6 protein-coding genes and 1 pseudogene are annotated in these 23,060 nt (G+C 37.0%); all 7 read right to left on the minus strand.

Annotated features, from left to right (window positions below; translation table 11 throughout):
• Window positions 1-130 precede the first annotated feature (130 nt).
• Complete coding sequence (locus IPK91_05860) at window positions 131-2,425, minus strand: hypothetical protein (GenBank protein ID MBK8296796.1); 2,295 nt, start codon at window positions 2,423-2,425, stop codon at window positions 131-133.
• A 131-nt stretch (window positions 2,426-2,556) separates the two neighbouring features.
• On the minus strand, window positions 2,557-2,904 hold the full coding sequence (locus tag IPK91_05865; GenBank protein ID MBK8296797.1) for a hypothetical protein: 348 nt from the start codon (window positions 2,902-2,904) through the stop codon (window positions 2,557-2,559).
• Between the two features lie 8 nt (window positions 2,905-2,912).
• Window positions 2,913-5,354, minus strand: coding sequence for a hypothetical protein (locus IPK91_05870; GenBank protein MBK8296798.1), 2,442 nt, complete (start codon window positions 5,352-5,354; stop codon window positions 2,913-2,915).
• Window positions 5,355-5,582: 228 nt separating this feature from the next.
• Window positions 5,583-14,210, minus strand: a complete 8,628-nt coding sequence (locus IPK91_05875) for a T9SS type A sorting domain-containing protein (protein MBK8296799.1) — start codon at window positions 14,208-14,210, stop codon at window positions 5,583-5,585.
• A pseudogene (locus IPK91_05880) lies at window positions 14,202-14,315 on the minus strand (hypothetical protein). Before IPK91_05880 ends, IPK91_05875 begins: the two are co-directional and overlap by 9 nt.
• Window positions 14,315-18,421: a hypothetical protein gene (locus IPK91_05885; protein MBK8296800.1), complete on the minus strand. Its 4,107-nt coding sequence runs from the start codon at window positions 18,419-18,421 to the stop codon at window positions 14,315-14,317. The pseudogene IPK91_05880 and the gene IPK91_05885 overlap by 1 nt, the downstream one beginning before the upstream one ends.
• A gap of 578 nt (window positions 18,422-18,999) precedes the next feature.
• A complete protein-coding gene (locus IPK91_05890; protein MBK8296801.1) occupies window positions 19,000-23,016 on the minus strand; it encodes a hypothetical protein in 4,017 nt (1,338 codons plus the stop codon).
• Window positions 23,017-23,060: the final 44 nt, after the last annotated feature.

Below are 23,060 nucleotides of genomic sequence, written 5' to 3' on the forward strand. Positions count from 1 at the left end.
TCCTACTGCAAACTTAAGTCTTTTTTTTATATATTATAATTATTTCACATATTTTTTAAAATAAAAGCCCCTGGATTTACATCCAAGGGCTTTTCACTACTTCTATTTTTGATTTCTTACTCTGTAATAATCATCTTTTTAGTAACAGTATTTGATTGATAGTCAATTTGGTAATAGTATACTCCTGCCTGACTGATCTTTGCATTGGATAATTGGTATTCATTATATCCTTTTTCATCTCTACCCGTTCTTTTAACTGTATTTTTCCTGCAAGATCATAAATACTGATCTGTACTTCTCCTGCTTGTGGCAGCATCATTCCTATTGTCGTCTCTTGCGTCCATGGATTTGGTTCATTTTGCATTACTACAAATTCCTGTTCGCTCATTCCTGCAAAATTCATGACCACCTGACCTTCTTCTCCACTTGCTTTTACTACCGATACCGCTGGTGTGATTCCTGAATTTACTACAAGGCTTTCTGACATCCGGATGTTTTGTTTGGCTTTGTACTTCAACTTCAAGATCCATTCTCCATTTGTCATCGGGCCATTGTAACTAAATGTCAATTTACCTTCTGCTGCATGTTGCGTTGAATAATTATCATCCCGTACGCGGATCGCAGTGTTGCCTTCTACTCCTTCCAAGTCTAACTTTCTTGAATCCCATTGTATGGTAAACTGCATTCCTTCATAGTCCGACCCGTTTTTAACTTTGATCACTACTTCTCCCGTTTGACCAACTTCCAGTTGTTGTTCTGGTGTTTCTAATTCCAGTGTCTTATTACTTCGTGTCGTGCTGTTTCCAAATCCTTTGGTCAATGCATTATTTGTTACATCTCCCGTTTTGATTGCATAGAAATCCAATTTCATATCTGTGGTTAATCCATTGATCTCATAACTTTCTGGGAAGTTTTCATTTAATGAATTGGTTACATCATTAAATGAATACAACTGGTGTACAAATCTCCAGCTCGTATTTCCCGGTACATCGTTAGTAACACCCAAGATCAATCTTCTTAAATCGGATATATCTTTTGCTGTGATGCTCTTACTCCGGTTGACATCCGCTGCTATCATTTTATAGGCTGTACTCAAAGGTTCTAATCCCAATATGTGTCTTTGGATTTTTACTATATCCGCTGTACTTACTCCATTCAACCAGCCGTCTGTTTTACTTGGACTTACCGTTACGCTTTGTCCGTTTGGTAATTGTAAGAATGAATACTTGCCTTCGATATCTGTCTTCACTTCATTCAGTCCGCTGTTTACCAGATTGATTGATACATTTTGTACCCGGTCATCTTTCTCCGTCGTTATGATTCCTTCTACATTCGAATTCCGGATATTCGGTGGACAAAATCCCAAGTTATCCTGTACGTCGATAAACGTTCTGCAGAATGAGGTATTGCCATTGATATCTGTTACCCACAACTCGACTGCTTGCAAGCCCCGATCATCGCAATCATACACTCGGTATTTATCATTCGTATCGGCTGAAAAACTTAATGTCACATAATATCCACAATTGTGATATGAGCCCGCATCAAAATCTTTTGCCCATACGCTATCCATTGCTGTATCAGGTATTCCGTCTCCATCTAAATCCATTGGCGTTAGATTGGTCGATACCCCATTCAAACAATACGCTACCGGTGGTTTGCAATTTCTTAGATCCATTATAAAACTTTCTTTCGCTGTGTTGCCACATCGATCCTCTACTTCCCACTTCACCGTATGTCTTCCCAATGGCCACGTCCCACTTGCGACTCGTTCTCCGATTCCTGCTCTCACTACATCGATCGTTCCATCGCTGTCAAAATCTATCTTATACGTATACAGCATCAACAACGGATCTGTACAATCGTCTCCTGCTTCTATTGAAAATGTTACCGGGATCGGCCTACAGTTTACATCGTAACTACATATTACTGTATCCTTCGTTATACGATCTATTGTTGGATCTATTAAATTTCTTACTTTGATGTATTGTGTATCCTGCCAGATGATCACATTGTTATCTATATCCCGCTGACACCAATCGATGACTTTCCATACCCGTATGATTTTAAAACATGGATCCCCGGGTACTGTTGCTGACAATACGTGGTCGTGATACGCATACCCTACTAAACTACATTCGTCATCATTCACGACTGGTTTTCCATATGGGTATGCTAATCGCTCTGGGATCAACTCATCCGGATTGCAGATTCCAAATGTATCCAGATCATCCGGAAAATCAATGTCATTGACATCAAAACTTTCGTGATTGATTACTGATATGATCTGCAAACAATATGGGCTGTAATTATTTTGTTGGTCTTTAGCTCTGAAATACCTGTAGATATAGCCTAGTCCGCATTGATTCAATCCGCCATAGTCTACTTCTTCTACTATTTCCGGTGGACAATTATCTTCTGCCAAGCCATCTAATGGATGGCCTCCAATTTTATGCCAGTAGTTTGGATCGATTACGATCTTCTCTCTTAAACTTTGTTCCGTTACTACTTTTCCAAATACTTCTAAATGATTCCGGTCTATATCAAACCGACAATCTACTGTAATATTTGGTGACAGCTGATCAACGGGATGTCTTTATCTTGTACGTCTACACTTACCATGCAGATCGCTTCATTCCCACTGTGATCGATTGCTTTAAATCCTACCATGATGGTCTTGCCTACATCCTCACAACAAAATCCTACTTCCGGACCCCAATCATCTGCTCCTCTCGCTCCGCATGCTTGGTCATCCATCCGTCTGACTTCAAAGTGATGTAACTGGCATTCATCAAAACTGCCATCGTCAAATACTTCTGCCGGTACCCAGTTGTAGCCACTGTGATTTAATGCTACTACCGTATTGCGATCGCATACCGCTACCGGTTCTGTTTCATCTCTCACATGGATTATTATATACGCTTCCCCCCATTTCGATTCTCCAATACACCTCCTGGATAGATGATATCGATTCGCAAATTATTATGGCAGGCATCTACTGCTTCGATGCTTGGTAACAATACCCGTGCTTCACAATCTCTCCTTCCCGTGGTAGCTTCAAATCCGTAAGGCATGTGTGTGATTTCGGGGCCTTCAGTATCTTCGATAATAATAAGCTGTGGAGCTGTTCTGACAATTTCGGTGTTGCACCACCATTCACGAACCGTCCAGGTACGCATAATCTTCCGAACGCAGCCTATTTCGCCAAGATCTATATCTTCATAACCAACCCAAATATTACAATCCAATAATTCATTTAATGGCCAAATGAGATGCCATGTCCCTGTATATAATGTAAAACCTGGAATTCCTGTAACCAAAGGGCTTGGGTTACCATTTGCATCTAGTTCAATAACTTTTGAACAATTTAAAGTGCTTGTTGGTAAATAAATGTCAATATCATCAGCTGCAATTCTTTCCACCAAAATGGTATCTGTACAAACGTCCGTCAAACCACTGTAATCTGTTATTTGTAAATCACGATAAACCACTTTAATATAATCTTCATTGCAATAAAGATGTTCTATTCGTTCATCAATTGTCTTAACTGAATAATGACTGCAATCAAATCCCTCATAGTTTAAAGGGTAATTAAAATGAAAAGAATAACAATCTGTCGTATCCGCTCTGCATATGATGGTAGGTGCTAATTTATCTTCGATAAGTACATCTGACCAGCAACTATTTCCTGTAGTTGGATCTGTTACAGTCGCGACTAAATGTTTATATAAATAATGGGAATCAACCGGATTAGGCACTGGTTGACCATAATAACTCAAACTCACATTAAATACATCGTAACAATTATAAGATCCTGCGAGTAACATGGCAGGTGTTATTAAAGCCTGACAATTTTCATCAAGTGATACATTGATATTCTTGCATGAAATACTTGTTGAACCAATCACATTTACATTAAAACTGCAGGTTGCAGTTTGTCCGTTAGCATCACACACTTGATACACATTGGTAGTAACTCCCGGAGGAAAAGGATTTCCTGAGGGTATACCACTAATTAATTTTATTTGGAGTCCCCCTTCAAATTCAATAATATGTCTTCTACTAAAGAAATCATTTGGTAAATCGTACCAGGTACCAGCTATCAGATCCCAAAAGAAAACATAATCTCCATCAATAAAACCAGGTTGCAGCGGGCCCCAATTTGTGAATCCCAAGGGTTCTCCCGTTGTCCATTTATAATCTCCAACTATTGGAAAATATCTCAATCCTATCCAATACTGATTGTCAAATAAACTTAACAGTGTTGGTATGTTGGAAGTTAAAAAGTTATTTTCAGCTGCATCCTCAATCGTAACCAAATGTCCTCCTAAGTTAGCCGCAATGGTATTGGCCGTTAACCAATTGGTTTGATTAGCTAATCCTGGTGGCGAAATAAAATAGGTATTCCCATTATGAATTCCTAAAAATTGATATCCTGGAGGAAGTACCGGATTCGTATTGATACAATTATCTGTTGCTTCCACATTATAACAATAGACCCGATTGCAATCAAAGGTATCTAACAAAATAGTAGCACTGGAAGGACAGGTAATTGAAGGGGGGCCATCTGTAACAGTAACTGTAAATGAACACAAACTAATATTCCCAGCACAATCTACAAGATGATATTCAATTGGATAAACCCCTGCTCCTACCGGAGTTCCGTTTCCAGCTCCAGGACTTGATTCCGGATGGGGACCTGCGGTTTGAAATACACTCAAATTATCATAAACAAAATCATAAATGGTCAACATCGTCTGTGGACCTGTATTATTGGATTGAACAAAGAAACACAAAATATCTCCTAAATTGACATGGATGTTGACGCTTCCAGTTGCGAAGGAACCCAATCCATTTGGAGTTAATTGAACTGTATTTCCATTTAATGAATAAAAAGCATGATCTCCAATAAAAGAGGCACTTAATGCGGTTTTGCGAGCTCTCCAATTGAAACTGATGGTACCGTTGCATGCTGCAGTATAGCACATGATTGCATTCGAATTATTAAATGGGGTACCTCCTGTGGTGCCCCGTATTCGCATCGAATCCGGATTGAAATTACTGAATACTGCAGTTCCACCAGCACCTGTTACAGACTGAGTCCAGTTTGAAAATGTAGTGGTATTGACAAACCCATTTAAAATGGTATGACAATCATCAAAACCAGTTGGAGGAGGCCAATACAAGTTTGGTTGACAAACACCGCTGGTAATATCAAAGGTAAAATCCTGTGGACAAGTCAACACAGTTGGCGGTGTCACATCATTTGCACAATTTACTTGTGCAAACAGGACATTATTAAACATAAAAGCACAAATGCCAATAGTTAAAATCAGCGAAGTAGTAATTTTCATTCTTGAGAATTTGAATATGAAAAAATATCTTCGCTAAATCCGGCAAACGCCCTAATAAGTATAGATTTTGGGAAATCTGAGGCAAACATAAATCAAATAATTAACATATTATATATTTTTCACATATTTTATTTTTAAACAACTTTGTTTAAAAATAAAAAAACAGCTCCTGCATTCCTACAGGAGCTGAAAAACGAAACCGATTACTACACACTATTTCTTCAGACCTTAGTCGATCAAAATCATGCGTCTGAATAAATTGTATTTATTTGATTTAAGCTGGTAATAATATATTCCGCTCCGATCTAATTGATTCTTCTGAATTTCGATTTCGTGATACCCTTTATTATAGGTCGCCCTTGTTTCATAAATTAACTTGCCATTTATATCCACGATACGCATTTCAATATCAGATCGTTCCGATATTTGGAATGGTATAATTGTAGACTGTTTAAATGGATTCGGAATATTCTGAAACAAACTAATTCCTTCTTGTCCACTATACTGATTTATAAAATCAACCCGTAAAGGTGCTGATTCCCCATTGGTATAATAAACTTCAGAGTTAAATGCATTTGCATTCATTTCAACTATATCACTCAATTTGCAATTAGCATTTGCGCGAATTCGGAGTTTAATGACCCAATCATTCTCAGTATACTCCCTTTTAACATAGGATACCCGTATGCTATTGGTTTCAGCATTCAACTGGTACATTTCCTCAGAAAGTGTTCCTGTTGCATCCTCTAAAACACTTACAATACTCGCCTTTGCAGGGTCCAACTGGATTTCAAACTGCATCCCATCCAATTCATCAAATCGATTCAAATTAAACTCAACGTCATAATCTTGAGCCTTTTGAAGATTTAAGTCATTTGCAACTAACAATCGGGTATTTTGATTCCTAACCGCAACCTTGTCATTGAATTGTAACGGATTATTGGAATCGTCTACATCCCCAATTTTAATACCCGTAAAATTGATGTAATGGTTTTTATTAATATTGTCAATCTGGAAACTGGTTGGATAGTTTTCATTTAATGGATCTTCCTGATCTTTAAATTGATAATCCGTCAATAAAAATTTCCAACTTGGACTATTTGCAAATCGATCTGTTTTACCTAAAATCAACTTTCTGATTTCCACAACATCCGCCGCTGTAACGCGCTTATTGGAGTTTACATCCGCCGCAATAAATTTCAAAGGATCTGTAAACGTTGCAATTCCTAGTATATGGCGCTGGATATGGATGATATCTGCCGTAGAAACGCCATTTAGTGGATTAATATCATGTTGTGCAGCCACTTTATAACTACCTCCGTTTGGCATATTGTAAAATCCATAAAAACCATCCGTTCTGGTTTGAGTTGAACCATTGATACCTTCATTAAGCATCACATCGATTCCAGGCATGTAGATTCCTTTTCTGCTTTGAACCAAACCTTTCACATGCGACGAGAAGGTGATACCACAAATCGTGTCTTGATCCACCGCTTGCAAGAACGTATTGCATGAATCCATATTCCCAGCAAAGTCCATAAAATAAACTACCACTGCAGTTGTATACTCAAAATTTGTTATTGAATCACAACAAATAGTTCGAATGGTGTCATTAAAGTCATTTCGATCGAATGATGATTTAATTAAAATAGAATCCGTACAATTATCACGTATTCTCGCTATAAAATCTCTGGCATTGAAATCTGCACAACCATTATCGCGAATTTTCTTAACTACTTTTCTGCATGTAAATTCTGGAGCAACGGTATCTATCACCGTAATCCGCACAGATTTCGATGAAATATTACAACATGCATCCTCTGCAGTAAATATCACTGTAGTTACACCCGGTGGATAAAATCCAGAGGCGTCTTCAAAATCATTAAAGCCATAAGGAGAATCGTTTGTGATGATGATCGAAGCAGAATCACAATTATCTACATGTGCCTTTAAGATTATAAAATTATTACAGGTCGAATCATTCGCATATACGGTTGTATCCCGTACACCCAAAATATTTGGGGAGTTTGGATCATCTCTGATGATAAGTTGGACAAAATTGAAGGTAGCATTACTACAACTATCAAAAATTGTCCAGGTTCTTTCAATATCACAGGTATTTCTAATTCTGCAGAGATTAGTATCAATATAAGTTATCAATGGTTTGAAACAACTGATTCCAGCAGTATCAAATGAAGGAAATCCTGTGTTTGCTGGATCAATGCTTTCACATTCATCTATTGTAATTGGAGAGGTCGGCCAATTAATGTCCTGATCTTCCAATGGATCTGTATTGTTAATAACAATGGTCTGAAAACAAGAATCCCTGTTGCCAGAAGCATCTATTGCAACAAACTTTCTGGTAATTGATCCGATACCACAAATATTCTGAGATCTGGTAACCGTTTCAATAATTACTACGCCAGGACAATTGTCTCCTGCATTTGCTATCCCAAATTTTGTCAGATCATCGGTATTTATGCTACAATCTATAGTTACATTCGCCGGGCAACTGATTTGAGGCGGAATGTCTTCGATTACAGTAACCTTTACAGTGCAAGTAGCAGTATGGTTGCAGCTGTCTTTTGCAGTAAACACCACAAAAGTCATTCCTACCGGAAACGTACTGGGTGCATTGTTTGTAAATGTAACACCTGTATTGCAAGAATTATTTAATCGTGGATTTCTCAATTGGAATGTTGCTCCACAAGAATTTGGATCTGCACTTACAATGGTATCTGGTTGACAGGTTATAGATGGCGCCTCCTGATTCTTTGTAATTAAATGCTGCGTAAACATAGGACGTTGATTCAGACTGCATGAATTCACAGCAGTCCATTTTCTTAAAACAGTCCGACATTCACCACTTCCAACAACTGAATCCCGGAAAGTAAATGTAACAAATCCACAATAATCCCTTCGCAAACTGGGCGATCCAGTAATGCCTGGATTTAAATTTGGATTGCAGGAGAAGGTTGTCACCGTATCAACAGGCCAGATGATATCATTCGGATTTAAATCGACATCTCTGGTGATCCGTTGAATATGAAATATCGTGGAATCGTAGTTTGGTTTGCATTTAATACGCACACTCCAATTTCGCTCAACAATATAACACACCTCTACATTAGAGGTAGATACTGTATCATCTTTATAACTTGCTTTAATGGAATCACAGGTACAAAGAGCTACTGGATAGCCATTCAATGAATCTGGTAAAAATGGCTTCTTGCAATCTGTAATCGTTAAATCTGCCGGGAATTTAATTCTAGGCCCATTTGGATTTGTAACTTTTAAAACTTGCTTAAAGTTAAATTGCTGACGGAATTGCCCTGAGCTACATTCATTTGCAACCACCCAAGTCCTATGTATGATTTTACACGTATCATTGGTTGAAATGGTCTGATCAGAAAATTTAATGCTTACATATCCGCAGTAGTCTCTCATTAATCTTGGAACATTATTTATCAAGGATGTGTCAACATATCCTGGACAATTTGTTACAACTACTGTATCCTTTGGCCATTTTATATCCAATGGATCAAGATTAATCCGAATTGTAATAATTTGAGTTCCTTTAAAGGTTCCACTTACCTCTGGAGGACAATTATAGATTGAAGTCCACTTTCTATAAATAACATAGCAGGTATTTGGAACATTTTGTACTACAGAATCCTGATAAGTATGCGTAAATACATTACAAGGACAATTCAATTTTGGATACCCATTTAAGGAATCCGGTAGTAATGACTTCTTGCAATCTGTTATCGTTAAATCATCCGGGAAATCTACTTGCGGTCCATTAGGTTTTACAACTTTCAATAATTGATTGAAGCTGAATTGCTGTCTGAATTGACCTGCACTGCATTCATTTCCAACTGTCCAGGTTCTGCGAATTTTTCGACAGGTGTCATTTTGTAAGATAATCTGATCTGTAAATCGAATGCTTACATACCCGCAGTAATCCTTTCTTAATCTCGGAACGTTATTTATAATAGAAGTATCAACAGAACCTCTGCAATTGTCTACATACACAGAATCCGATGGCCATATAATATCATTTGGATCTAAATTAATTCGGACAGTAATAATCTGAGTTCCCGTAAATGTTCCAGTTGCCAATGGTGGACAATTAAAAGTAGAAGTCCATTTTCGGTAAACTACATAACAGGTATTTGGAATAGTACTTACAATGGAATCCTTAAAATTATGCACTGTAAAATTACAAGGGCAATTGGTACGCGGGAATCCATTTAAAGAATCCGGCAACAAAGGCTTCTTGCAATCGGTAACGGTTATATTGTCTGGTACGATAAAGCGTATGCCCGCTCCTTCAATCACTTTTAATACTTGGCGGAAACCATATGATTGTGATGGATTGCATTTACTAAATACAGTCCAGATTCTTTCATAAAAAATACAATCTTGTTCGCGTCTTATTTCTTTATCGGTGTACATCAACATCACATTTCCATTGTGCACACAAAAGCGTGGAACTTCACCAATCAATGCAGTATCAATCGAACCAATACAATTATCAACAATGAATGAATCCTTTGGCCATACAATATCAGATTCCTTTAAATCTGTAGTAACTACGATCAATTGCGTACGGTCAAACGTTCTGTTTGGTTCACCAACACATTCAAAATCAACTCTCCAATTTCGGTAAACAGCAAAACATGCATTCGGGTAATTGAATGCGATACTGTCTTTGTAATTTGTTGATTTATGAGTACAACCTGTACAATTACCAATTGAAGGTTTAGAATTAATTATTTCAGGATTAGTCTGTTGACTGCAATCAGTAATGGTAACATTTGGTGGAAATTTAACACAACCGCATAAATCAATTTTATTGTTGTCTTGAATATCAATGAACGTATTGCAACATGCTTGTTTTCCATTAGATGCTGTTATACATAAAGTAACTACACGACGGCCAATACTGTCACAATCGTAGGTTATTGATTTATTAGAAGTATCTCTTCCAAAGGAATAAGTAATAGGATATCCGCATGGATGATACGAACCCTGATCAAAATCCTTAGCCCAAATTGTAACCAATTCTGCATCGATACTTCCATTTCCATTTAAATCCATTGGTACCAGAGAAGTTGAAAGTCCAACCCTGCAATAGGCAATTGGCGGTTTGCAGTTTATAATTTCAAAATTACGCTCACAGACTGCTTTGTTACCGCAACGATCTTCAAAAACATACTTTATTTTATGTTTCCCTAGTCTGTAAAAACCACTTGCATCGATTTTAGCACCAACTCCCAAGTCAGAATAATCTTCAATGCCATCCCGGTCTAAATCAATATGGTATTCCCAAATTAATTCATTATCAGGTGTGCATAAGTCATGTCCAGTAGCAACCAAATAGGCATCACCTCCTGAACAACTCGTATCAATGATCGCAAATGTAGTGTCTTTGCATCCAGTTAAAAATACGGGTGGTTCTGTATTAAATACTTTGAGGATTTGTTCGTGGACGAAAATTGCTGGATTATTGTTTGGTAAGAAAATTGGAGAATTGTATCTGCACCAATTTACTACTTTCCATTTACGAATAATTTTATAGCAAGCATCGCTTCCGTTTATAAATCTGAACACATGATCTTCATAGGAAGTACCAACCAAATCACAAAAATCTTCTGTAATTCGTGGGAACCCATAAATTGCAGGCAAGGTCTCTGGTAATAAACCATTTGAAATACAGGTATTGGTATCTAAATCCTTTGGCCATACAATATCTTTTGAACTAAATGGATCTGGATTTTCAACTGTTATACGTTGAACACATACATCGTATCCAAATGAATTCCCTGCAATAAAAATGCGATCAATATATCCCTCTCTACACTGATTGATTTGAACATCCAGGCTATCTCTAAAGATCAAATTGCAATTATCAGAAACCGTTGGAGTCCCAAATTCAGACAAATCATTTAAATCAAAATGATAATCACAACTGATGGTCACATCATGTGGACAATAAATATGTGGAATGGTTTTGTCTTGTACTTCTACCAATACCATACACGTATTTTCATTGCCATGAGCATCTGTTACTTTAAACATAACCATCACATCCTTGCCTACATCAGAACAACAGAATTTTATGGAATCTCTGAAAACTTGACCTTCCTGATCACAAGGTGAATTAGGGCTCATGCGGCGCACCTGCATTGACTTAATATGGCAATCATCATAACTTCCATCATCAAATACAGTTCCCGGAACCCAAACTTCTCCAAACCGATCTAAGGTCACTACTGTTTGACGGTCGCAAACAGCAACAGGTGGTGTGCGATCATAAACCGCCACTTCCATATTACAGGTTGATGAATTGTAACATAAATCGTACACTGTAAATCGCAACAAGTATTCTCCTTCTGGTAGATTCACATAGGATGCTTTAAAATCCTTTACAAATCCCCCATCATAGGATAAATCAATGCGTGATATCTCTCCACAACTATCAAACACTTTTGGCATTGGAATCCAAACATCCCGATCACAGGTCCTAGAATTTGTTGTAGTTATAATATTATATGGGCACTCAATGGTCGGTGCAATGGTATCTATAATCTCTATTAATTGTGGATAATTCACTTGTTCAAAAGTTGTACAATACCAAATCGTAAACTTCCAGTTTCGTATCAACTTTCGCACACAATTTTTACCATTGATAAAATCTATATCCTCATAACTTACTGCGTAATCGCAATATTTATTGTCTGTATTAGGCCAAGCAGGTAATCCGCGATACGTAGGAATACCAGTAACTGAAGGCAATGGATGTCCCAGTGAATCTGTTGCAAATCTTGAACAAATTAGTGGATTTAAATTTGCCCGAATTAAAGAATCTGGAAATACAATTGAATCCAGGTTAATACGTCGTAAAAATATGTTTGTGGTACAAGGAAGTGATACATTTCCGGAATGATCCTTTGCAATATAAACCCGGGTAACAATTTTAGAATAATTAGGATCGCATGGTGTATTTTCTATTCTTTCATCCAATACGATTTGTTCTGGATTTGGATCACAATTATCACTGATAAATGGTTTTAGATAAGAACGCATCAATGTACAATCAATGGTGTCGTTTAAACACACAATGGTTGGTCTTACTTTGTCTTCTACCGTAACATTTGCCCAACATGAATTTCCATTACATACATTAATAAGTTTTGCAACCAATGTTTTTCCAATGTGAGAATAGTACAAAACACTGTTTGGAACTATGGATCCATCTTTATTAAATACCATGACTGCATACGAATTGTAATCATATGGGCCACCCAATAATAACATTTGTGGAGTAATTTGTACCTGACAATTATTATCCAATGAAACCTGAATTGCTCCTATACAACTGATAGGTCCAGAAGTAGAACCAATGGTTACAGGAATTTGTAACGGACTGTAACAAGAATCCGTTTGATCAACATCAACTGTTAAAACATGCGTAGATCCAATATTACCTGTCCACTGAACATCAATTGCACTTTTAAATGGATTGGTAACAATTGTACCACCGGTTAATAAAGTCCAATTATAAACTGCATTTGGAATGTTCTTAACTTCATAACGGATTGTTTGACCAGCACAAACATTATTTTGTGATTTTAATAAAATAGGATCTTTATAAAAACATTTATTAACCCCGGTATTCAGTTTTACTCCGTGTTGATTGGATAAAATAAAGGAATACCCTATGCCATCAATATGAATTCCCCGAATGGTGTATATACTGGTACCATCACCTAGATTAGTTTCATCTAAAATATATCCACCCGGTCCAGTAATAAAAAAAATTGGAATGTTAGGTGGGGACTGACTGAGCTCATGATAAAATCCAGTTACCTGATAAATAAACCACGAATCTCCGGAAATGGACCTAAATGAAATTTCTTCATAAAACTGTCCGTTGTCTTGTGTAGTTGCATTATCCAAACAGAAACATGGAACAGACCGTTCCAAATCAACCACAATAATTCCAGCAGGATCTGCATCGTCTTCGTCTTCCAATCCTTCTGGAAATGGATCTGCCGAACTTCCATCCGAATCGTCAAAAACGATTCCCCCTTTGTCGTTTCCAAGATCATCATCTGGGTTTGAATCATCGTCAATAACATTTCCATAATTTACAGCACGGAATATTTCAGCACGATTTACTAAAATTCCTGGAAGCTGATTTGGATTCACACGAAGGTTTATATAAACTGTCACACTATCACCAGGCAACAATCCATCTTGTGGCAATCGACCATTTTTAGGAGTCATATTATAATAAGCACGGGTAATACCGGCTTCTACATGACGAATCTCCCAATCAGCATCTTCCAATTCCAAACCATCTGGTATGTAATCAACCAATTCCAATTCATCTGCTTTTACAATTCCTTGATTGTAAACCCGAATTCTAAACTTAATGGGTTCTCCTTTTTTAACAATTGCCTGGTCAATATCTTTTACCAAAGCCAGGTCAAAATTTACAGGATTGGATTCTGCACCATCATGATCATCTTCATCCAACGCACCATGGTCGTCGAGTACATTATCTTCTGCCGAACCTGGAACTCCTCCTTTGTCATTGTCGCTGATTGCATCCGGATTTGAATCAAAATCAACAGCAATTTTTCCAGCATTATCTTCAGCATACGCTATTTCAGCATAATTTGGTATAAACTTTCCTTCATCCAACACTTTAATTACTAATTGAATGGTAACCGCAAACGATTCACCTGGATTCAATTGATTTATATGTTTGATTGATACTACGTTTGGATTTACTAAAGTCCAATCTGTATTTAATTCTTGCAGGTAGATATAGCTTGCATGCAAATAATCAACTACATCAATATTTCTAGCGATTACATTGCCTTGATTAAATACTTCAATTTTGTATTCAACCGTATCTCCTTTGCGGTATGCAATGCGATCTCCAATTAATTTTTTCTTAGCGCTAAGTCAAATACCGGGATACCGGCCGGATCTTCATCGTCTTCATCTACTGAAGCTTCAAGATCTATTGCATTATCTGTTATCGTGTTTACCTCTCCACCTAAATCGTTTGTTGGATCGGTATCCGGTGTGCTATCAAAATCACGATCAGAAATATCAATTCCTTTCAAATCGAATGCTTTTGAAATTTCTGCCCGATTGATCAATACGGAAGGATTAACACTTGCGATATTTTTTAAAGATAAGTTAACACTAAAGCTGGCACCTGCTTGCAATGTATTGGTTCCTGTATAGGTCAATTGATTTCCAATAACACTCCAGCCATTGGCTGCTGATTCTTGTGTTAACTCAAAACCATTAGGCATTAGGTCTGTAATTTCAATATCACGTACAGCTACATTACCCTGGTTAAATAGTTGAATCGAAAATGAAGCCGTTCCATTATACTTTAATGAACTTCCGGAAGTATATTTTTTAATTAAAGCCAAATCCATTAGCAATAATGCTTCCGGATCCGAATCATCTTCATCAAAGATGCCATCCCCGTTAAAAATATTATCAGTAGCAGTAAATACCTGTCCACCGGCATCATTCCCATCATTATAATCAGGATTCGAATCCCAGTCGCGATTGCTATAATCTTCTGAACCCAATCCTTCAACAGAAGTAATTTCGGCCCTGCTGAGCAATTCACTTGGTTTTGCATTGGGATTGACACGAACTAATAAATCTAGGGTAGTGCATGCAGACGGTGCAAGTTCAGTTGCAATTACATTTCTTAATACAGTACCCACTTTAAACCAACCGTGATTGTCAAATGGACTTACTTCTAAACCAGCGGGTAAATAATTTACAATTCCTATATTTCTTACAGGTGTATTCGCCTGATTACATACTGTAACCTGAAACAAAACATCCTGATTCTTTTTTACTGGTTTTGTCTCAGTAGTTGTAAGAATTAAAGCAAGATCCAATAATTGAATTGATGCTGGATCTTGATCATCTTCATCAATACTTCCATCATCCAGGATCATGTTATCAGTACTAGCGTACAAAACACCGCCTACATCATTGCCCTGAATTTGATCTGGCGTACTATCATAATCTTTCAGACTAACACCAGAAGCATCATACATAGCAGCTATTTCCGCAACATCTATCAAATTTGTCAAATCTCTTGATTTCAATCGAAGTGCGATGCTTACTGTTTTCGACTGACCCGGCAAAATAATCTCATTCAATTTCAATAAGGCTTTGGTGCCATTCAATGTCCATGAAGGATTTAATACTTGTTCGAATTGAAAACCTGATGGAATATAATTTACAAGGTCTATACTATTAACAGCTACATTTCCTTGATTGTAAATTTCCATATTGAATTGAACAATCTCATTTAATTTAACGGGTGCCGTATTGCTGGTTTTATTTAATAAAGCCAAATCAACCAATGGCAAAGATTCACGGTCATGATCATCTTCATCGTTTGGATTTGAAATCAGTACATTATCTGTATCCGTATTTGGAATACCCCCTTTATCATTATCTTCAATGGTATCTGGTGTTGAATCTTCATCTTTTAAATTCAATCCGGATGCATCCGTCATCTTTGAAATTTCTGCTGTATTGATAATTTCAGAAGGCTTGGATGATTTATTTAATCTCAAATGAATCGGAACGATCAGTTCCTTTTGTGGATCTAAGCCTGTGCTAATGTTGTAGCGTGCTTGTGTTCCGTCAAAGGTCCATGCTGGATTTAAACCAGGTTCAAATGTGAAATAGTCTTTTACATAATCGGTAATTTCAATGTTTGGGATGGCCTGATTTCCTTGATTTTGTACTAGAATATTAAATGTAACTACATCTCCGGTTTTTACGGTTTTAGAACCATTTACTTGCTTAATTAATGCAAGGTCATAAATTTTTTCTGGAACTGGCACCTGAACAGGTTTTGTTTTTACAAAACCCATGTCAAAACTAAAATCATTTTGACCAGATCCACCTGTGTGAACTTTAATGACTGGATACCCTGCAAAATCAGGACATCCCGGAACTGAAGTTAAATCAGCATCGCTATTTATTAATTCAATTCCTGATGTTATATTATGAATTGCTAATTTAAACGTATCTGTTGCTATAATTAATTTTAAAAGCGATTTGTTAAATGCAGGATCATTGACAAGAATAAAGTAATCTTCAAATGACTTAATTGGATCGGTTATTCCATCTCCATCAAGATCTACATTCGAACTATTAAAAAGATAGTTTCCATTGGCATCTGTTGTGGTAGTGCCAATTAAATTGCATTGGCTGTCATACAATGAAATTTGAAGATTGCGAATTGCTTGTTCGCCTGCATCCTGCAAACCATTTTCATTGTCATCTATCCAGACATAATTTCCAATTTCCAAAGGAATTCGTGGACACAATAAAGCCATGTCACCCAATCCGGAAGATTTTCCATAAGCCGAACTGGATGAATTATACAATTGAATAGCAGACGATTTTTTACCATTTAACACACTGTACTTGTGTAATCCACCTGCAAATGATTCGTAAATTGGATCAAAGACGGCATTGACAACACTCGGTGTGCCTTTCAATACACAAACACTTCCAAAGGAAGTTTCAGGGTGCAATCCAGGACCAATGGTCCAAAAATCGTCTCCAAAAAATTCACCTCCACCAGGACCTTCAAAATTATACGGTCCGCTACCAGTGCGACTTCCAGCCACTCCTTTATTTTCTAGAAACCAGGAGGTGCCGCTTTTATACAGCATTAAAATATCTCCATAAGTTCCGGTTAATGGATAGACTGGATCACAATAGGTGTGTCCTGTCCGATCTGCAATACCCAGAATCATAAAGTTGTCATCTGCAAAAGCGATATTGGTAAGCCATTGTGAAACTGGACGCTCCACTGTTGGGTTCGCTAACCAATACTCACGGGCAAATGAACTTGAAAAAATAAGATTAAACGATTTAGATATCAGATTAAACTGATAAATATGAAATGCAAAGTCGCTTTTATTTTTGCTGGTTTCTGCTGTGCAGGTAACTCCTAAGTAAACCTGACCATTGTAATATTCAACCGCACCAACAACATAATCACCCTGATTGCATCCAGGATCCGGTATTTTAATTTCTAAAATAGAAGATGCCGTTGGATGATCTGTAGGAATAATAACCAGGGACTTATTGTATAAATTCGTTACAAATAAATACTGGTCATCATCTGAAATATCCATATCCCCCAAACCACTTTTTCCTACAAGTTTCGAGTATCCACAATCTAAAGGATTCAAAAATTGTCCAGGACCTGTTTGAATACCATAGGTATTTAAATTTATAAATAATTCTGTGCTTGGTTTTGCAGGATCTGTAATATAAATACCTCCTGAACCACCTACGCCCAATGCGGCTCCGTATTTAATAAATGCGGATGAATACAATGCCTGTCTTGAACGATTAAATGCCAAACCCCAAACCGATCCTGTTTGATTTTGCATCGCAATTTTAGAAGGCATTGTCGAACTCTTAAATTGAAAAGGCATTTGAATCAAGGTAGGTGCTGCATCCGAACCATCTGCTTTTACAAAACACGTTGTAAATACATTTGCTATTTCTGGTGCGCAGAGCGCTTCTTTATTTTGCAATCCAAAATTAACATCACAAGCAGGTGCCGTTGTAAAACGAATGTCGTGAGCTCCTTGAGCAGATGATTTTGCAAAATAGAAATTAGCTGGCTTTTGCATTTCCAAGCGGTACACGATGTTATTTACCAGACCGCTGAGGCGGTAAGCCCCATTTCCATCCGAAATGGCTTGTGCGGCAAGTTGTCCATCTTTCCCAAAAGCCAAAATCTTGACTTGTGATTGGACCAGATCTTGTGCATCCAATTGTCCGTTGTAATTCTGGTCCAGGAATACAATTCCCTGGATTTCATTTGGCTTTGTCTGACATTGCGTATACGTAAGTGTTTGACAAAATAAAATCAATGCTGGAACTAACAGCAAAGACATCCGACGAAATCCCATTGTGGAACATGTCAAATGAAAAAATCCAGTTGTGTGTGTAAGTATTAGTTTTCTCATTTTATGAATCAATAAGTTTGGCTCAAAATTGTGAGATTCAGACGGTCTGCACGCGCAGCATGATCTAAACCAGTTGCTAACTCGTTGATTACTAAAGAGATGGAGACTAGTGGGATGAAAATACTATATATATCTCCAATGCAAATATATAACTTATTACAATTTAATCATCAAAACATTAAAAAAAATTAAATATGATTTATTTATATTTAAATATTATACTAATTTATAATGTTTATATATTTGATTAATAGCTAATTATATATTTTACTAGAAATCGAACCCTTCGAATTTAAAAATATATAAATTCGTTACATATATCATTCTACACTTATATACATTATGATTCCTAATTCATTGAGTTTGGGTAATTCGTTAAGCTTTTGCAACCACTGGCAATTTTCTTGCCTCTTTTAGCTTTCATTTCTTGCCAGGGGTTTTGCTTTGTTGAACCCAATGGATATCCATTGTAAAAAGCGGTAAAATGAACCCAAAGCTTTTTATAGATACCTAAAATTGAAAAAGCCGGTTTGGAACCTATCCAAACCGGCTTAAATACTGTAATTAAACCTATAAACTTAATCCTGGACGATCATTCGATCGGATACAGATCCATAACTTGATGATAAAACATAGTAAAACAATCCACCGGAACCTAATTCCTTCTTGTGTATGATTACTTCATTATTACCGCGTACACCTGTCAGTTCTTTACTCAATATCAATTTGCCAGTTAGGTCAAATAGCTTAAGTTGACACAGGCTTTGCTCATGCAATTCAAATCGCAAAATAGATTCTTCGGAAAATGGATTTGGACTCAATGAATGAGATGTTATCATTGGTAAATCAACTGCTTGTTTTCCTGAAACTCCTATTTTTAATGGATGCGCTTGATCATTGAAATACACTTCGCTCAGAAAACCAGCGATGCCTTCAAAAAATGATTTATCCAATTGTGTTTTCTGAACATCATTCAAGATAATCGAAAATAAGATATCTGAATTTTTGATTTCCATGCTTGCATTGGATGCCCAACTTATTTTTAGTTGTTTTTCTGTTAGCTTGTATTCTTCTTTTTCAATTGCAATGGTACCTGATACTAAATCAACGAATTGCAAATTATCAAATCGCGTTTTGATACCCAACTGAAATCCATCGATTCGCTGATCTTTGGAAGCTTGTATATCGATTCGATACAAACCATTTTCCAAACGAACAATCGGTCCGATATTCCAACTGAAAGATTCAGCCCGGTTGATGCTTTTCTCATCTTTAGAATTAGATACTGCTGACAAATCAACATCTCCCGTTTTAATACCTGTAAAATCTGCATTGTTAAAACGATCTTGTAATTCTTTGCTGTCTATATAAGATGGAGCATCCCAGGGATTTTCAGAATCTGCAAACTGGTGGTAAGTTGGAACAAATTTCCATACCGGTGTTGCATTTGGAAATTCAGTGGTAATTCCAAGAATTGCTCTTCTAATATCTGAAACGTCTCGTGCTGTAATGCTTTTTGAATTATTTACATCAGCTGCCAATACTTTATATGGAGAATTTAACTGTTTCAATCCTAAAATATGTCGCTGTATTAATACAATATCAAGTGTAGTTACGCCATTGGTTATATCATCGTTTTTGCTCGCTGTAAGATAAAATTCAATTAACTGTAAATCCTGGAATGCGTAATTTCCACTTGGATTACTGGTTTGTTGTGAAAGGGCACTTCCCGTTGTTGGTTCATGAAATGAGATTTCTACATTTCCAATTGCATCTGCATTCTCCTTATTCGTTTTTCCTGATAAGTTAAATCCCGGACCATTGGTTGGACACACATTATTATTGTCTTGAATCCGAATCGTAGTTTCACAATAATCCTGATTTCCATATTCGTCAGTTACATACACCCGAACTGTTTTTGTAACCACTCGCTGCCTGAATAAACTGTCGCAATTATAAGTTATCGAAACATCTTTGATATCAGGCGAAAATGAATAGCGCAATTGATCCGTTTGTGTACAATTGTCAAAACTATTTAGATTGAGATCTTTCGCCCATACGGTAATGGTTCCATTGCCTTGCATAACCACAGTTACAATTCCATTAATACAATAAGGTGTTGGTTTCTTGCATTCTTTTATTGTAAATACCTGGTCGCAGGTCGAACTGTTACCACACTGGTCAGTAAGAATCCAACGCAAGCGATGCGTACCAATTGGCAGCACTCCTGCTGTAGCGCTTCCAGACTTAACCGGACCAAAACTACCGTCGTTGTTTTCATCGAGACGGTAATTCCATATCAGATTTTGTGGTTCGGTACAATCATCAAATCCCTTCCCTTCAAGTTTATAACTTCCAAGACATTGCTTGGACGTACCATTGTAAAATGCATTTTGATCACAAAATTCAACCGGACCGCAAGATTCAATCGTAGGTGGTTCCGAACTTTTTACTGCAATCACTTGTGTATGATCCCAATAAGAGTTTGGATCATTGCGATCGTATTGACACCAATCAATAACTACCCAATGTCTGATAATTTTAAAACAGGTACTATCAGCCACAAACAATTTGGTATCTGTATAATTTGCAGCAATTTGTGCACAGTTTTTATTATCATACCATGGATATTTAGTTTGATCCGGATGCGTTTGTACATTATCACATGAATAGATGGTTACATCATCCGGCCAGTGAATATCTAATGAATTAAACTTGTGTGAATTAATTATTGTAATTAATTGGTATGCGGAATCTTTTAAACCTTGTCGATCTGTTGCAACAAACCAACGAACAATGGTTCCCGAATTACACTGGATGTATTTCTCATAACGCTCGGATAATTGAACTTCACAATTATCGAAAGCAATTCCATCGCGTCCAGCTATGTAATTTGATTTTTGATAATACGGATCCGCAATAATAATTTGCTGGCGATCTGCTTCATGGTATCGGACAACTCCAAATTGACTTAAATTATTCCAGTCAATTGGAAACGTACATTCTACTGTTATATCTGTTGGTGGAATAACTACCGGTGGTTCTTTGTCCTGAACAGTAGCTTCTATCATGCAAGTATTTTTATTTCCATAAAAATCTGAAACTTGTAAAACAACTTGAATGGTTTTTCCTACATCTTCACAACAAAACCATACATAATCCCCAAATATGTCAGATCCAGTTTTACATGGATCGTCCATTCGGCGAACTTTAAAGGAATCGATTCCACAATTATCCAAAGAGCCATCGTCAAAAGTATATGCATATGCTTTTGCAGTTCCATCTATATTTAAGGATACGACCGTTTTTTGGTCACAAACTGGTATGGGCGCCAAATTATCAACTACACCTACTTCAATGGTACAAGTTGATTGATTTCCGCAAACATCTGTTAATTGATAAATAATCCAAATTCTACCTTCCGGTGCGCCATCTAAAAAATAAGATTGCTGGATGGAATCATAAACCAAATAGGTTTTACCCCGAGTTTGAGGTGTCCCTGATTTAGAATCTGCAAGCATGGTAAATATTTCATAATGCCAATCACTGCAATCATACACAGAATCTGGTGCGGGCAATTTACCGTAGCTACTGCAAGAATACGCTTGCATACCCATGGTAAGATCTTTTGGACAACTGAATTTTGGTGCTTTATCATCAACCACTTTAATAATCTGGTTGTATTCGATAATGTCTCCATCACACCAATTCAAAATAACCCAACGACGAAGAATTTTATAGCTACTTCCACAAATTGGAATTATTAAATCCGAATAACTGGCATTCAATGTGGTACAACCTGATGGTACAGGCCAACCGGTAAAAGCTGGAGATGGTGCACCATTTGGTAATTTGGGATAAATGGTATCACATGCAATATGCCTTCTATCAAAATCATCATAGTGATGCGGATATACGATGTCAATGAACGTAGGGCGAATTACACAAATGGTATCACTGCAATGTGAAGTATTTCCGCTCTCATCTTCCGCCCACCAGGTTCTTATAATTCTACGAATGCAATAACTGTCGCATGGAAATGTTTTTACATTATCTGAATAACTTAAAATTACAGCACCACAATAATCCCAACCATTGACCAGATACGAAGTCGGTCCAATCGAATCAATGGAAACTATAAAACTAGAAGGGATTGGAAAGCCCAATACTTCGGGAGTAATGGTATCACCACAACGAACGGTATCAGGTGCACAAATAAGTTCTGGCGGATATTTGTCTTCGATATATATTTTTCCCCAACACGAATTGCCGGATGCATTGTGCCAAATTTTAAAACTGTAGGTTTTTCTAATATCACTGGCGTCAAATAATAAATCGGGTTGCAAAGAGCCGTCTTTGTAATACACTTGAATGGTGTAGTCGGCAGCAACACCGATCATGTCTTCCAAGACCATTTCAGGTGTTACCGTTGCCCGGCAAAACGTATTTAATGAAATCTGAACAACATCATTACATGCCAAAGGTGGCAAAAAGGTGGCATTTGCCTTGTTGGCTGCAATTCCGATTGTAGGGATCCAACATCCCAGCACAAAAAACAAACGGAGCCATTTAAATAAAATCAAACTTCGGTTCATGGATAAACAGTTTAAGGTTTAGAGTAATCACGTGTAAGCTTAGC

It is taken from the genome of Saprospiraceae bacterium (assembly GCA_016712145.1).
GTDB lineage: Bacteria > Bacteroidota > Bacteroidia > Chitinophagales > Saprospiraceae > Vicinibacter.